This is a genomic window from Conexibacter woesei DSM 14684 (assembly GCF_000025265.1).
GTDB lineage: Bacteria > Actinomycetota > Thermoleophilia > Solirubrobacterales > Solirubrobacteraceae > Conexibacter > Conexibacter woesei.
The window spans coordinates 4417647-4431914 of the sequence record NC_013739.1; the positions used below are offsets into that span (position 1 = coordinate 4417647).

The 14268-nt window shown below is 71.9% G+C and carries 15 protein-coding genes; 1 reads left to right on the forward strand and 14 read right to left on the reverse strand.

What is annotated here, in order from left to right; translation table 11 throughout:
• The first annotated feature begins 148 nt into the window (after nucleotides 1-148).
• Nucleotides 149-1135 carry a hypothetical protein gene (locus CWOE_RS20840; RefSeq protein WP_012935620.1) on the forward strand — a complete coding sequence of 329 codons (987 nt, stop codon included), beginning with the start codon at nucleotides 149-151 and terminating at the stop codon, nucleotides 1133-1135.
• 39 nt (nucleotides 1136-1174) lie between these two features.
• On the opposite strand, the gene CWOE_RS20845 is transcribed toward CWOE_RS20840, so the two are convergent.
• The 14 genes from CWOE_RS20845 to CWOE_RS20905 form a co-directional block, all read right to left on the reverse strand.
• Entirely contained in the window at nucleotides 1175-1543 is a 369-nt protein-coding gene (locus CWOE_RS20845) for a nuclear transport factor 2 family protein (RefSeq protein WP_012935621.1), read from the reverse strand.
• A 107-nt stretch (nucleotides 1544-1650) separates the two neighbouring features.
• Nucleotides 1651-1995: a PIN domain-containing protein gene (locus tag CWOE_RS34420; RefSeq protein ID WP_081425450.1), complete on the reverse strand. Its 345-nt coding sequence runs from the start codon at nucleotides 1993-1995 to the stop codon at nucleotides 1651-1653.
• 46 nt (nucleotides 1996-2041) lie between these two features.
• Entirely contained in the window at nucleotides 2042-2833 is a 792-nt protein-coding gene (gene fabI, locus CWOE_RS20850; RefSeq protein WP_041733187.1) for an enoyl-ACP reductase FabI, read from the reverse strand.
• Entirely contained in the window at nucleotides 2833-4260 is a 1428-nt protein-coding gene (locus CWOE_RS20855; RefSeq protein WP_012935623.1) for an acyl-CoA carboxylase subunit beta, read from the reverse strand. The genes fabI and CWOE_RS20855 overlap by 1 nt, the downstream gene beginning before the upstream one ends.
• Nucleotides 4257-5462 (reverse strand): beta-ketoacyl-[acyl-carrier-protein] synthase family protein, encoded by a 1206-nt coding sequence (locus CWOE_RS20860; protein ID WP_012935624.1) that lies wholly within the window; start codon nucleotides 5460-5462, stop codon nucleotides 4257-4259. The genes CWOE_RS20855 and CWOE_RS20860 overlap by 4 nt, the downstream gene beginning before the upstream one ends.
• On the reverse strand, nucleotides 5462-5707 hold the full coding sequence (locus tag CWOE_RS20865) for an acyl carrier protein (protein WP_012935625.1): 246 nt from the start codon (nucleotides 5705-5707) through the stop codon (nucleotides 5462-5464). The genes CWOE_RS20860 and CWOE_RS20865 overlap by 1 nt, the downstream gene beginning before the upstream one ends.
• Before the next feature lie 33 nt (nucleotides 5708-5740).
• The gene (fabG, locus tag CWOE_RS20870) at nucleotides 5741-6499 is read right to left on the reverse strand and encodes a 3-oxoacyl-ACP reductase FabG (RefSeq protein ID WP_049793351.1); all 759 of its coding nucleotides are present in this window, start codon (nucleotides 6497-6499) and stop codon (nucleotides 5741-5743) included.
• A complete protein-coding gene (locus tag CWOE_RS20875; protein ID WP_012935627.1) occupies nucleotides 6481-7500 on the reverse strand; it encodes a beta-ketoacyl-ACP synthase 3 in 1020 nt (339 codons plus the stop codon). The genes fabG and CWOE_RS20875 overlap by 19 nt, the downstream gene beginning before the upstream one ends.
• Nucleotides 7493-8359 (reverse strand): ACP S-malonyltransferase, encoded by an 867-nt coding sequence (locus CWOE_RS20880; RefSeq protein WP_160165544.1) that lies wholly within the window; start codon nucleotides 8357-8359, stop codon nucleotides 7493-7495. The genes CWOE_RS20875 and CWOE_RS20880 overlap by 8 nt, the downstream gene beginning before the upstream one ends.
• A 147-nt stretch (nucleotides 8360-8506) precedes the next feature.
• Complete coding sequence (locus CWOE_RS20885) at nucleotides 8507-9133, reverse strand: response regulator transcription factor (RefSeq protein ID WP_012935629.1); 627 nt, start codon at nucleotides 9131-9133, stop codon at nucleotides 8507-8509.
• A gap of 66 nt (nucleotides 9134-9199) precedes the next feature.
• Nucleotides 9200-10363, reverse strand: a complete 1164-nt coding sequence (locus tag CWOE_RS20890) for a GAF domain-containing sensor histidine kinase (RefSeq protein ID WP_012935630.1) — start codon at nucleotides 10361-10363, stop codon at nucleotides 9200-9202.
• Between the two features lie 8 nt (nucleotides 10364-10371).
• On the reverse strand, nucleotides 10372-10638 hold the full coding sequence (locus tag CWOE_RS33585; protein ID WP_041730762.1) for a hypothetical protein: 267 nt from the start codon (nucleotides 10636-10638) through the stop codon (nucleotides 10372-10374).
• Between the two features lie 101 nt (nucleotides 10639-10739).
• Nucleotides 10740-12965 (reverse strand): 5-amino-6-(D-ribitylamino)uracil--L-tyrosine 4-hydroxyphenyl transferase CofH, encoded by a 2226-nt coding sequence (cofH, locus tag CWOE_RS20900; RefSeq protein WP_012935631.1) that lies wholly within the window; start codon nucleotides 12963-12965, stop codon nucleotides 10740-10742.
• A 148-nt stretch (nucleotides 12966-13113) separates the two neighbouring features.
• Nucleotides 13114-14190 (reverse strand): Gfo/Idh/MocA family protein, encoded by a 1077-nt coding sequence (locus CWOE_RS20905; protein WP_012935632.1) that lies wholly within the window; start codon nucleotides 14188-14190, stop codon nucleotides 13114-13116.
• Between the last annotated feature and the right edge of the window lie 78 nt (nucleotides 14191-14268).

Sequence of the window (14268 nt, forward strand, 5' to 3'; positions counted from 1 at the left end):
ACCGAGCGCGCTCGACAAGAAAGAACGGGCGCGTGCCAGCAAGGTTGCGATCTCGCGCCGCGCCGCGCGCCCGAGGAGTGTCGGTTCGGCCACGGTGACCGTGGTCAAATCGACACTCCTCCCCCGCGCGCGCTGGTAGCGTCGCGCCATGGACCCCGCCGCCGCGCGCTTTCCCGCCGTCCCGCTCGCTCGCGGCCACTACGAGAGCTTCTACCTGAAGGCCGGGGACGCAGCGGGGCGGCAGGCGGTGTGGCTGCGGTACACGGTCCACAAGCGTCCGGGCGCGGCGCCGGTCGGCTCGCTCTGGGTCACGCTGTTCGACGACGACGGGCCGCACGCGGGGAAGCTGACCGCGCCGCCGGAGGCGCTGCGCGCGGGCGGCGCGAGCGGCGCCGACTGGCTTCACGTCGGCGACGCGCGGATCGGCGCCGGCGGGGCGCACGCGACCGTGCCCGGGCTGGCCGAGTGGGAGCTGCGCTTCGACGGCGGCGAGGCGCCGTTCCCCTACCTCCCGAGCGGCTGGATGTACACGGCGCCGCTGCCGAAGACGAAGGCGCTGAGCCTGCTGCCGGCGGTCCGCGTCAGCGGCAGCGTGACCGTCAGAGGCCGCACGGTCGAGCTGGACGGCTGGCCGGGGATGGTCGGCCATAACTGGGGCGCCGAGCACGCCGAGCGCTGGATCTGGCTGCACGGGACCGCGTTCGAGCAGCAGCCCGGCGCCTGGATCGACATGATCGTCGGCCGCATCCGCATCGGCCGCTGGACGACGCCGTGGGTCGCCAACGGCTGCCTGTCGCTCGACGGCAGACGCCACCGCCTCGGCGGCCTCGGCCGCACCCGCTCGACCAGAATCGACGAGCTGCCCGAACGCGCGACCTTCTGGGTCACCGGCGAAGGCGTCGCGCTGCGCGGGCAGGTCGGCGCGCCGCCGGGCGACGTCGTCGGCTGGGTCTACAGCGACCCGGACGGCCCGCAGCACCACACCGCCCACTGCGCGATCGCGGACATGCGCCTGAGAGTCGCCCGCCGCGACCTGCCGCCACTGGAGCTGACGGTCTCAGGCGGCGCGACCTACGAGCTGGGCATGCGCGAGCACGACCACGGCATCCCGCTGCAGCCGTTCGGCGACCCGTAGGCGGGCCGGGTCGCACCGAAGCTCGCCGGCCCCGCGCGCTCAGCCGGCCTCGTCCCAGGCCTGGACGCCCTCCTGGTGGACGATGCGCCCGTCTCTGACGTCGCAGAAGCTGGCGAGCATCACTCTTGTGCCGTCCGGATATCTGCACATCTCGGTGTAGGCGACGCCGCTCGGTCCGGCGACGGCGTGGGTCACCTCGTGCGTCATCTCGCGGCCGCAGACGTCGTCCAACATCGCTCTGATCGCGTCGAGCCCCTCCAGGCGCATCGGCGCGCCGGGCGGGTGCTGGTAGTCGACCATCACCATGTCGGCATCTCTGTCGTACATGGCCGTCAGCGCGGCTGCGTCGCGTGACTCGATCGCCCGTCTGAGGGCGCCGAGGTCGATGTGATCGGCGGTGGCGCTCATGGTCCCTCCTCGTCGGTGACGCAAAGCGACGCTACGCCCTCCCCACCCGATGTCAGGTTGAATCCGGTGTGACCGCAACGCGGCCCCGCCGCGCCGAGCCACAGCGCTCAACTGACCGCCAGCTCGACGCCCAACCGCCGCAGCCCACGCCGAACGCGTCTGTCGAACGTCGCAACGGCAGCCGAGTGCGCCTCGGCGGTCGCGATCGCGAAGCCGTCCGCGAGGCTGATGCCGAGCCGACGGTGGCGCGCCGCCGCGCGCGCGATCTCTGCCGTCGGCGGCACGAGCCTGATCCCGAGCGCCGCGATCGCGTGACCGCACGCCGCAGCGTCAGGTCGTCCTCCGCCGGACGCACCAGCGCCTCCGCGTAGTTCACGGTCGAAAGCAGCCGTGGGCGCTCGTCGTCGATCATCGCGAGCACGGAAGCACTTCCTCGCCGGGCTCGGTGCCAGCTCGTCCGCGGTTCTCGGCGGGGTGTGCTCTCTCCACCGCGACCCGCTACCCCTCCGGGTTGAGCGCGGTCCCCATCGCGTGGAAGCCGCCGTCGACGTGGACGATCTCGCCGGAGATCGCGCGCGCCCAGTCGCTCAGCAGGAAGCAGATCGTTCTCGCGACCGGCTCCGGGTCCTCGACGTCCCAGCCGAGCGGCGCCTGGCGGCCCCACGCGTCGGAGAGCGTCTGGAAGCCGGGGATGCCGCCGGCGGCGACCGTCTTCAACGGGCCGGCGCTGACGAGGTTGACGCGGATGCCGTGCGGGCCGAGGTCGCGTGCGAGGTAGCGCGAGGTCGACTCCAGGGCGGCCTTCGCGACGCCCATCCAGTCGTAGATCGGCCACGCGACGGTGGCGTCGAAGTCGAGCCCGACGATCGCGCCGCCGCCCTCCGCTCTCTGCAGCAGCGGCAGCAGCGAGACGCCCAGCTGCTTGAGCGAGAACGCGCTCGTCTGGAACGCGGTGATCGCGGACTCCGGCGGCGTGTTGAGGAAGTTGCCCCCGAGCGCGTCCTCGGGCGCGAACGCGACCGCATGCAGGACGCCGTCCAACGCGCCCCACTTCGCGGTCAGCGCCTCGACGAGCGGCGGGTAGTCCTCGAGCCGGTTGACGTCCAGCTCCAGCACCTCCACCTCATGCGGCAGCTTCGCCGCCACGCGCTCGGTCAGCCGCCGCGCGCGCCCGAATCCGGTCAAGACGACCTCCGCCCCCAGCTCCTGGAGCTGCGCGGCGGTCGAGAACGCGATCGAGTCCTTCGTCAGAACTCCGGTCAAAAGGTACCGGCGCCCTTTGAGATCGATCACGCGGTCGCCCGTCGGTCGTCCATCGCGCCGAACGCCCACGCCAGCCGGCTGCGCGTCTCGTGCGGCTCGATCACCTCGTCGATGAAGCCCGCGGCCGCCGCGACCTGCGCGCCGAGGTGCTCCTGCGCGTAGCCGGCGGCCAGCTCGTCGCGCAGCGCGACGGGATCCTCCGCCGCCGCCAGCTCGCGGCGATGCAGCACGCCGACGGCCGGCTGCGCGCCCATCACGCCCAGCTCCGCGTTCGGCCACGCGAACGCCATGTCCGCGCCGAGGTCCTTCGAGTTCATCGTGATGTACGCGCCGCCGTACGCCTTGCGCAGGACGACCGTCACGCGCGGCACGGTCGCCGAGGCGAACGCGCGCACGAGCGTCGCGCCGTGGCGGATCACGCCGGCCTGCTCCTGCCGCGTGCCGGGCATGAAGCCGGGCGTGTCGACGAGCACGACCATCGGGATCCCGTAGCGGTCGCAGGTGTCGACGAAGCGCGCGCCCTTCTGCGAGGACTCGGCATCCAGCACGCCGCCCATGTAGCGCGGCTGGTTGGCGATCACGCCGACCGGACGGCCGTCGATCCGCGCGAACGCGGTCACGATCGAGCGCGCCCACTTCGGCGCGATCTCCAGCAGCGAGCCGCCGTCGACGATGCCGCGGATCGCCGTCCGCACGTCGTAGACCTGGCGCGCGTCGGCCGGGACCGCGGCGCCGGGGTCGGAGAAGTCGGGGTCGACCGAGAGGATTCTCGGCAGGCGCCCGCCGGCGTGCTGCGGCAGGTAGGAGAGCAGCCCGCGCGCGAGATGCGTCGCGCCGATGTCGTCGTCGGCGACGAGGTCGGTCACGCCGTTCTTCTCGTGGACCTTGCGGCCGCCCAGCTCCGCGGCGGTGACGTCCTCGCCCATCACGTCTCTGACGACGCCGGGGCCGGTCAGGAACATCGCCGCGTCCTCGGTCATCACGACGAAGTCGGTCAGCGCCGGCGAGTAGCAGCCGCCGCCGGCCGAGAGGCCGCCGATGATCGATATCTGCGGGACGACGCCCGTCAGCAGCACGTTCTGGCGGAAGATCCGCCCGTAGCCGCCGAGCGCGGCGGTGCCTTCCTGCATCCGCGCGCCGCCGGACTCGATGAACCCGACGACCGGTACTCGCGCCCGGCCGGCGAGCTGCATCACGCGATGAATCGTGTCCGCGTGCGCAGCGCCGAGCGAGCCGCCGAGGTACTTCGCGTCCTGCGCATAGACCGCGACGGGACGGCCGTCGACGCGGCCGAGGCCGCCGACGACGCCGTCGCCGGCACGCGCGCGCGCGCCGAGCTTCGGGGACAGCACCTGCGAGCGGATCGCCTCGAAGGAGCCCTCGTCGCAGAGCAGTTCGAGCCGCTCGTGCGGGCTCAGCCGCTCGTCGGTTCTGATCGCTGCTACGGCACTCATGCGGAGGCTCCTTCCAGGCAGAGAACAACGTTGTGACCGCCGAAGCCGAACGAGTTCGACAGGGCGATCGGCGTCCCGTTGCGCGGCGTCAGCTCACGCGACGTCAGCGGGACGTAATCCAGATCGAGGTCAGGGTCGGGCTCTTCCAGCCCGAGCGTCGGCGGGATCGTGCGCGCGTTCATCGCGAGCACGGTCGCGATCGCCTCCACCGCGCCGGCAGCCCCGAGCAGGTGGCCGATCGACGACTTCGTCGAGGAGATCGGGACGTCGTTGGCCGCGTCGCCGAAGACGGCCTTGATCGCGACGGTCTCGGCGGCGTCGTTGAGCGACGTCGAGGTGCCGTGCGCGTTGACGTAGTCGATCTGCTCCGGCGTCACGCCGGCCTCGGCCAGCGCGCCGCGCATCGCGGCGGCGGCGTACGTGCCGTCCGGGTGCGTGGCGGTGATGTGGTACGCGTCGGAGGTGGTGGAGTACCCGCGGATCTCGCCGAGGATCGTCGCGCCGCGCTCCAGCGCCTTCTCGCGGTCCTCGATCACGAGGACGCCCGCGCCCTCGCCCATCACGAAGCCGTCACGGCGCGCGTCGAATGGACGCGAGATGCCGGTCGGCGACATGGCGCTTGCGGCCATGAAGCTCGCCCGCGCCAGCGGCGTCAGCGTCGCCTCGGCGCCGCCGGTCACGACGGCGTCCGCGTCGCCCATCTGGATCGTGCGGAATGCGGTGCCGATCGCGTGCGACCCGGCCGCGCAGGCCGAGCCGACCTGGAACGACGGGCCGCGCAGCCCGTGGCGCATCGACAGCGCCGCGGCGGCCGCGTTGACCATGAACAGCGGGACGGAGAGCGGCGACACCGCCTTCTCGCCTCTGTCGCGCAGGTTGTCGTGCTGGCCCTCGAGCGACTCGAGGCCGCCGATGCCGGAGGCGAGGATGCAGCCGATCCGCTCGGAGGCGTACGGCTTCTCCCCGTTCCAACCGGCCTGGGCCAGCGCCTCGTCGCTCGCGACCATCGCGAGCTGCGCGAAGCGGTCGGCGCGGCGAGCCTCCTTGACGGAGAGGTGCTCCTTCGCGACGTAGTCGCGACAGGCGCCCTCCCCGTCGACGATGCCGCTCTCGCCGGCCGCCCAGCGTCGCAGCAGCGGCTCGGCACCGACCCCGAGCGGGGTCACGGCACCCACACCGGTGATGACGACGCGTCGCTTCATTACGCTGCCCGCGCCACCACGAGGTCGATCGCGTCGCCGACCGTCTTGAGGCCCTTCATGTCGTCGCCCTTGAGCTCGACGCCCCACTCGTCCTCGACGATCTGGGCCAGCTCGACGAGGTCGAGCGAGTCGATGTCGAGCTCCTCGAACGTCGCCGTGCGCGTGACCTGCTCGACGTCGGGGCCGAAGGAGGCGAGCGCCTCGACGATACGGCTCTCGACGGCCGCGGGGGTTGCAGTTGCCATGTTGTGTGCTCCTCTTCTCGTTCGGATCAGGGTCTAGGCGGACATACCGCCGTCGACGGTCAACGTTGCACCGGTGACGTAGCCGGCGTCATCGGAGGCGAGGAAGCGGACGCACGCCGCCACCTCCTCCGGTGTTCCGGTACGACGGGCCGGCACGACCTTCAGCAGTTCGCCGTCGAGGTCCGCGGTCATGTCGGTCGCGATCAGACCCGGCGCGACCGCGTTCACGGTCACGCCGCGGCGTGCGACCTCCGCGGCGACGGTCTTCGTCATGCCGACGAGACCGGCCTTCGAGGCGGCGTAGTTCGCCTGGCCGGGGTTGGCCCGCAGGCCGACCACCGAGGCGATGTTCACGATCCGTCCATGGCGTGCGCGCAGCATCGGCGGGATCGCCCGCCGCGTCGTGCGGAAGGCGGCGCCGAGGTTCGTGTCGAGCACGGCGTCCCAGTCGTCGTCCTTGATCTGCGGCGACAGTCCGTCGCGCCGCAGCCCCGCGTTGTTGACGAGTACCAGCACGGTGCCGAAGCGCTCTTCGAGCGCGCTGAAGTGCGCGTCGATCACGGCCGTGTCGGCGATGTCGCCGCCGAGCGCGACGGCCTGGCCGCCGGCGCCCTCGATCTCGGCCACGACCGCCTCGGCCTCGGCCTTGCCGCTGTTGTAGCCGACGCCGATCGGCCAGCCGTCCGCCGCGAGCACGCGTGCCACGGCGGCGCCGATTCCGCGCGATGCGCCCGTCACGAGCGCGCAGCCTCTGCGCGGTTCAGCGGTTTGACTCACAGGGTTCCTCCCCATTCGATCACGCCGCCGCCCCAGGTGAAGCCGGCACCGAAGGCGCTCAGCAGCACGCGCGCGCCGGGGCGCAGGCGTCCGTCCTGCCGTGCCGCTTCGAGCGCGAACGGTATGGAGGCGGCGGACATGTTGCCCGTCTTCTCGATGCAGTCGACGACCTTCGCCGCGTCCAGCTCCAGCCGCTCGCCGACCGCGCGCACGATGCGGCCGTTCGCCTGGTGGTAGGCGAAGACGTCGATCTCGTCGAGCGTCAGCCCGGCGGCGGCGACCGCCTCGCGCGTGACCTCGCTCATCCTGTTGACGGCGTGCTTGAACGTCTCGTGGCCGTCCATCTGGATCGTTCTCTGCTCGTGCGTCGCGTAGAGGATCTGCGGCTCGGCGGCGTCCGCGCGCAGCAGGATCGGGCCGATCGAGCCGGGCTCGTCCGCGTCGTCGGGATCGGCCGGCGTCATCACGACCGCGCCGGCGCCGTCGGCGAACAGCATCGCCGTCGCCTTCGACTCGTGGTCGGTGATGCGGCTGATGAAGTCGGCGCCGATCACGAGCACCCGGTCGGCGCGGCCGGTCTCGACCTGGCCTGCAGCTATCGCGACGGCGGAGAGGAACGACGTGCAGGCGGCGCCGACGTCGATCGCGCCGGCGCGGTCGGCGCCGAGCGCGTGCGCGACCAGCGGCGCGGCGTTCGGCGTCACCTCGTCCTGCGTCATCGTCGCGACGAGCACGAGGTCGAGGTCGGCGGCGTCGATCCCGGCGCGCTCCAGCGCGGCGCGGCCGGCGGCCGCGGCGAAGTCCGACAGTCGCTCCTCGGGCTGCGCGACGCGCCGCTCGCGGATGCCGGTGCGGGTGTAGATCCAGTCGTCGGTCTTGCCGATGCGCGCAGCGACGACCTCGTTCGTGACGACGGTCTCGGGCAGCACGGCGGCGACCGAGCGCAGCGCGGCGCCGCGCGGCGTGCCCGGTCCGCGCATGCCCGCCTGCACGGCGGGGGCGGTCTGCTCAGGCATTCGCCGCCTCCAGCTGTTCTGCCGTCAGTGCCTCGACGTCGGTGACGGTGCGGCGGACGAGGCCGGTGAGGACCTTGCCGGGGCCGGTCTCGACGAAGCGGCTCGCGCCGCCGTCGTGGAGCGCGACGATCGTCTCGCGCCAGCGGACGGGCATCGTGAGCGCGTCGGCGAGCCGCGCGGCGACGTCGTCGAACGGCTGCGTCGTGACCGAGCTGACGACCGCGGTGGTCGGCTGCGCGAACTCGATCTGCGCGAGCGCGGCGGTGAACTCCGGGACCGCCTCGGCCATGTACGGGGAGTGGAAGGCGCCGGTGACGGGCAGCGGGACGGCGCGCAGGCCGAGGCCCTTGGCGGTCGCGGTGGCGGCGCCGAACGCGGCTCTGCCGCCGGACAGCACGACCTGGTTGGGTGCGTTGTCGTTGGCGACGGTGAGGCCGTGCGGCTCGGCGACCTGCGCGGCGCGCTCGGCGGCGCCGGTGCCCAGCAGCGCGAGCATCGAGCCGTCGCCGGCGCGCTCGCCGGACTCCTGCATCAGGCGGCCACGGGTGGCGACGAGCGTGAGGCCGTCCTCGGCGGAGATGACCTCGGCCGCGACGAGCGCGGCGACCTCGCCGAGCGAGTGGCCGGCGACGACGTCGGCCCGCAGGCCGCTGTCGCGCAGCCGCTCCCAGGCGACGATGGAGGCGCAGTAGATCGCCGGCTGGGCGAAGCGCGTGCCGTCCTCGACGCGCAGGAAGGGATCGTCGCCGACGACCTCGAGCGCACGCTCGATGAGGTCGGGGCGACGGGCGGCGACGGCGTCGCGCATGTCGGGCGTCTGGGATCCCTGCCCGGGAAAGAGAACGGCGGTCTTGCTCACTGACCGCATACTTCTGCGCGTTATGACCCTCTTCCACCTCAGTTCGTCGTGCTTCCCCCCGGTCGGGGGGGAGCAGACGGACCTGCGTGGGGCACGTGTGACGTTTGCGGGGCTTTTGTGTAGCGGCGCGCCGCGGCGCGATTGCGGCTAGCCCAGCAGGCCGATGCGCTGCGCGCGCTGCACCGCTTCGGCGCGGTTGCGCGCCTTCAACTTGCGGTAGAGCGCGCTCGTGTGCTCCTTGACCGTGTGCGGCGAGAGGTACAGCTCCTCGGCGATCTCGCGGTTGGTCGAGCCGCCCGCGATCAGCGTCAGGACCTCCTGCTCGCGCTCGGACAGCAGCGTCGACGGCTGGTCGGCCTGCGGCGGGAACATCGTCATGCCGAGCCCGACCATCCGCACCGCCATCGCGACGTCGTGCGCGCCCCAGTCCTTGGAGACGAAGCCCGACGCGCCCGCGGCCTTCGCCGCGTGCGGGGAGATCCTGCCCGCGCCGGAGATCAGCAGCACGCGCGTCTCGGGCGAGGTCGAGCGGACCGACTCGCAGATGTCGGCGCCCGACTCGTCGCCGACGAACAGGTCGACGAGCGCGACGTGCGGGCGGTAGCGCTTGGTCAGCTCCAGCGCCTCGGTCGCGTTTCTCGCCGCGACGCAGCGCTCGACCCACGACTGCTCGCCGAGCAGCAGCCGGAAGCCCCAGTGGACGACGTCGTGGTCGTCGACGACGAGCACCCGCAGCCGCCGTTCGGAGTCGATGCCTGCCGGCAGTCCGTTCACGGAGTCACCTCCGGCACCTGAAGCGCCAGTCCGTCCGATGGAAAGCAAGCCCCTGGGCGCAGCTTTTCACGTTTCCTCCGATGCCGCTGTCTCCTCGACGGGCACGACGAGGCGGACGCGCCAGCCGGGCGGCGTCACGCTCTTGTCGGGTCCGAACTCCACGAAGCCGTTGTGCTGCAGCGCCTCGAACGCGGCCAGGCGCAGGCCCATCCCGCCGCTGCCCGCGACGCGGGCGCGGGCGACGCCGTCGTTGCGCACCTCCAGCGAGAAGGTGTCCTCGTCGCGCGCGACGGTGACGGCGACGCTCGTCGGTTCGGCGTGCTTGCGGACGTTGCGGACGGCCTCGCCGAAGACCGACTGCGCCAGCCCTTCCAGCTTGCGCGGCACCTCGACGTGCTCGGCCCACGTCAGCTCCAGCGGCAGGCCGCTCTCGCGCGCATGGCGCTCCAGCTCGGCGCGCAGCGTCGTGCCGGTCTCGTAGGCGACGGGCGCGAGCGGCCGTTCGAGCGCCGAGCGCAGGTCGGCGAGCGCCTCGCCCATCTCTGTGCGGCAGCGCTCGCGCTGCTCGGAGGTCAGCGGCGTCTGCGCGCTGAGCACGAGCGAGACGCCGAAGAGGCGCTGCATCACGCGCTCGTGGATCTCGCGCGCCAGGTCGATCCGCTCGCCGAGGCGCCGCGTGCGCTCCTGCTGGCGGGTCGCGTTGCGCGCGGTCGCGGCAAGCGCGGCGGTCTTGCCGAGCGTCCACATCAGGTGGCGCTCGCCGTCGCCCAGCTCGAAGTCGCCGGCGCCGCGGTCGGCGACGATCACGCCGTAGCGGTGCCCGGCCGCCGCGAGCGGCGTGCAGACGAGCGCGGTGATGCCGAGCAGCTGCGCGTAGTCCTGCGGCACTTCTCTGTCGATCGCGTCGGACTTGACGACGATCACGCGATCCTCGATCAGCGCACGTTGCGCGATCGGTGCATCGTGCAATGTCGGGCGCAGCTTCGCCAGCCGCGTGAACGAGATTCCGTGCGATCCGACCGCACGGACGCGCATCCGGCCGGCGTCATAGAGGAAGATCGCCGCGCGCCGCATCGTCGTGAGGCGGCAGATCGCCTCGCAGATGCGGTGGTAGAACTCGCTCGACGTCGTGTCGCTCTCGATCTCGGAGAGCAGGTCGACGAACACCTCCAACGGCTCGACGCCCGCAAACAGGCTCGGCTCGTGGGACGGCCGCGGAGGAAGGGGCACGTCGCCGCTCAGAACGCGGTCAGGAGATCGGGCGAATGGAACGTCAGGTCGAGCGGGCATGTCCGGTGCAGCGAAAGTCGGAGCGCCTGCTCGGGCGTGAGGAAGACGTCACGCTCGTGACCGCAGGTCGTGCAGGAGCACCGTGCACGTCGATCGTACCTGCCCCCGTCGAGCGACCACCTGACGGCGGACGAGAGACAGAGCGGACAGGCGAGCGCGGCCGCGACGAGCGCGCCGCTGTCGGCCGGGAAGAAGTGCGCTGTCTCACATGCCATCGGTTCGAGCTTCCTCGCCCGATCGCGGCGGCGCAAACCCGGCGCGCCGCAATTCCCCCCGGTCGGGGGGCGCACTCATGCGACGCCGGTCGCGGGCGCCGTCATGCCGGCGCCGCTGCCGGCAGCTCGTGATGCCGCCGGATCTCGTAGAGGGTGGAGCGCTCGGCCGCCGGCCGCCCCGCCGCGTGCGCCGCGGAGATCAACTGCTCCGGATCGAGCTTGGTCCCATGCTGGCTTCCTGCCAACCGGCTGATCGACTCCTCCATCAACGTCCCACCAAGATCATTCACACCCCACCGCAACGCCTCCGTCGCCGTCTCCAACCCCATCTTCACCCACGACGCCTGCACATTCCGAATAGAACGCCCCAACGCCAAACGGAACACCGCCGTGTGCTTCAGATTCTCCTCACGACTGATCTCCTCCACGCCATGCGTGCGACCGAGCAACGTCTGAAACGGAATGAAGGACAACGGCACAAACTCCGTGATCCCACCCGTCCGCTCCTGCAACTCACGGATCACACGCATGTGCTCGGCCAACTCCCACGGTTCTTCGATGTGGCCGAACATGACGGTGGAGGTGGAGCGGAGGCCGGCGGCGTGGGACGCTTCGATGATCTCGACCCAGCGCGCGACGGGCAGCTTGTTCGGACTGATCCGCTCACGCACACCGTCATGCAACACCTCAGCAGCCGTACCGGGCGTCGACCCCAGGCCCGCATCACGGAGGCGAGCGAACACCTCGGGGAGCGGCAGCCCCGAGATGTCCTGCATGTGCGCGATCTCCATCGGACTGTACGCGTGGAGGTGGATGTCGGGCGCGGTCCGCTTCGCGACCCGCAACCAGCGCAGATACTCGTCGAAATCCCAGTCGGGGTGGATGCCCGACTGGATGCACAGCTCGGTCGCGCCGTACTCCAACGCGTCATGGATACGACGGACGAAATCCGGCTCATCGTGCTCGTAGGCGTCCGGAGACCGTTTGCCCTGCCCGAAGCCGCAGAACGCACACCCGACGATGCAGACGTTCGAGATGTTGATGTTGCGATTCACCACGAACGTCACCAGATCGCCCGCCAACTCCGCACGCAACTCATCCGCCGCCGCACGAATCTCCTCAACCGCCTCCGGACGCGTCTCCGCGAACAACGCCGTCAGCTCGCGCTCGTTCAGCGCGGCGCCGTCGCGGGCCTTCGCAACAGCGGGACCGACCAGCTCTCTTTGGATCGCGAACGGCGCCTCGGTCCGACCCGAACCACGGCGCGGAATGAACGACCAGTACTTCGCCTTCACCACGTCAAGCACGCCCTGCGCCATCCACTCCGCATCGATGTACTGCGGATAGACACACAGCCGCTCCGTCAACGCGATGCCCTGTCTCTGCAATCTCTTGCGGACCTGATGCGGCGACGGGAACGGATGCTCCGGAGAGATGTGATCGCCATTCGCAGAGAGGCCGCCGAGATCGGTCGCGCCCGCCGCGATCAGCTCGTCCCACCAGTCCGCCAGGTTCGGCGGGATCTGGATCCCCACATCCGGCATCAGCCGTCTCGTCTCCTGCACCAGCCGCCTCATGTCGGCGACGGTGACCGGGGTCGCCCATTTCGGCAGCGGCAGGTCCGGCCGCCCGTCCGCGACGCCCGTCCGCCAGTACTCGCGCGCGGAGGCGTCCGCGATCCCGCCGACGTCTCTGCCGTAGTAGCGATCGTGCGGTACGAAGTTCTGGAGGATGATCTCCTGGATGTGACCGTGCTCGCGGTGCACCTCCGCGAGCGCTTCGAGCGACGCGATCCGCTCGTCCTCGGTCTCGCCGATGCCGACGAGGATGCCGCTCGTGAACGGGATTCTCAGCTCGCCCGCCGCGCGGATCGTTCCCAGCCGCACCTGCGGATGCTTCGTCGGGGAGCCTGCGTGGACGGTCTCCATCAGCCGCTCGGAGATCGACTCCAGCATCAACCCCTGCGACGCGGTCACCTCGCGGAGGCGGCCGAGGTCGTGCTTGGACAGGACGCCGAGGTTCGAGTGCGGCAGCAGCCCGCGCTCCAGCGCCCGCTCGCACGCCCACACGACGTACGACGTGAAGTCCGCGTGCCCGTACTCCGCCAGGCGCGCGGCGACAACCGGGTTGACCTCGGGCTTCTCGCCCGTCAGCACCAGCAGTTCCTTGATGCCGCGCCGTGCCGCTCTGTCGATCGTCGCGAGCACCTCGTCCGGCGTGTGCAGGTGCGCTTGGTGCGTCGAGAACGCGCAGTACTTGCAGTACGCCTGACACGACCGTGACAGCGACAGCGTCAGATTGCGGCTGAACGTGACCCGGCGAGCCATGCGGAACGGAGTGTAGTCCGCACCTGTGCCCGGTCGCTCTCAGCTTCCCGTTCTTTGGCGAAGTCGCCAAGTTCGAGGGGTCGGTTCCTCCTTTCGCACAACCGCCAGCCGCGCGACGGCGTCGATCCAGCCGCGCGGCGGCGTCGATCTAGCCGCGAGCGGGGTCGCCGACCCGCACCGCGCGGCCCTCGGCGGCGCTGACGCGGGCGGCGCCGAGCACGTCCAGCACCGCGACCGCGTCGTGCGGGTCGACCGGCGGCGGAGCACCATCGCGCAGCGCGGCGGCGAGGCCGGTGTAGAAGGCGTCCCAATGGCCCAGCTCGCTCGGGACGGGCTCGGAGGCGTCGCCGACGACGACCCGTCCCCAGGCCGATTCGGGCACGACGCCCCACGGCTCCTCGCCACCCGGGCGGCGGCCGGCCTTCAGCGCCGCCTCCTGGCGATCCTCGTGCTCGACGACGAACGCGGCCTCGCTGCCGAGGACGCGCATCCGCGCGCCGGGCGCCGGGCAGCGGGAGGACGCCCACAGGTGACTGCGCATGCCGCCGCGATGCAGGAGCGAGAGGAAGATCGTGTCCTCGGGCACGCCGGGCTCGGTCGCCGACAGCTCCGCGGCGACGGTCGCGACGGGCCCGAACAGCTGCACCGCCTGGTCGACGAGGTGGCTGCCGAGATCGAGCAGCTCGCCGCCGCCGGTCGCCGGGTCGGCCGAGCGGCGCCATGCGTCGGCGGGACGCGGCCGCCAGCGCTCGAAGCGCGCCTCGTAACGCAGCGGCTCGCCGAGGCGGCCCTCCGCCAGCAGCCGCCGCAGCGTGCGCTGGTCGGCGTCCCAGCGGCGGTTGTGGAAGACGGTCAGGAGCGTCCCGGCGCGCTCGGCGTGGTCGACGAGACCGCGCGCCGCGGCGGCGTCGATCGCGAGCGGCTTGTCGACGACGACCGCGAGCCCGTGGTCGATCGCCGCCCGTGCGAGCGGGACGTGCGCGGCGTTCGGCGCCGCCACGACGACGAGGTCGAGCGCGTCGGCACGCGCCCACACGTCGTCGGCGCGGGCGACGACCTCCGCGCCCGGGTGCGCCGCGCGCGCCCGCGCCGCTCGCTCCGCGTTGGCGCTGACGATCGCCGCCACCTCGAGGCCGGGCGTCGCCGCCAGCAGCGGAGCGTGGAAGACCTCGCCCGCGAGCCCGTAGCCGATCACCGCCGCGCGCAGATTGCTCATGCCGTCCATTCTCGCGCGTCCTACGGCTCCGGCGTCGGCCGGCCCGCCCGCGCGGCCCGCCCCGCCGCCGCCTGGCATCCTCCGAGC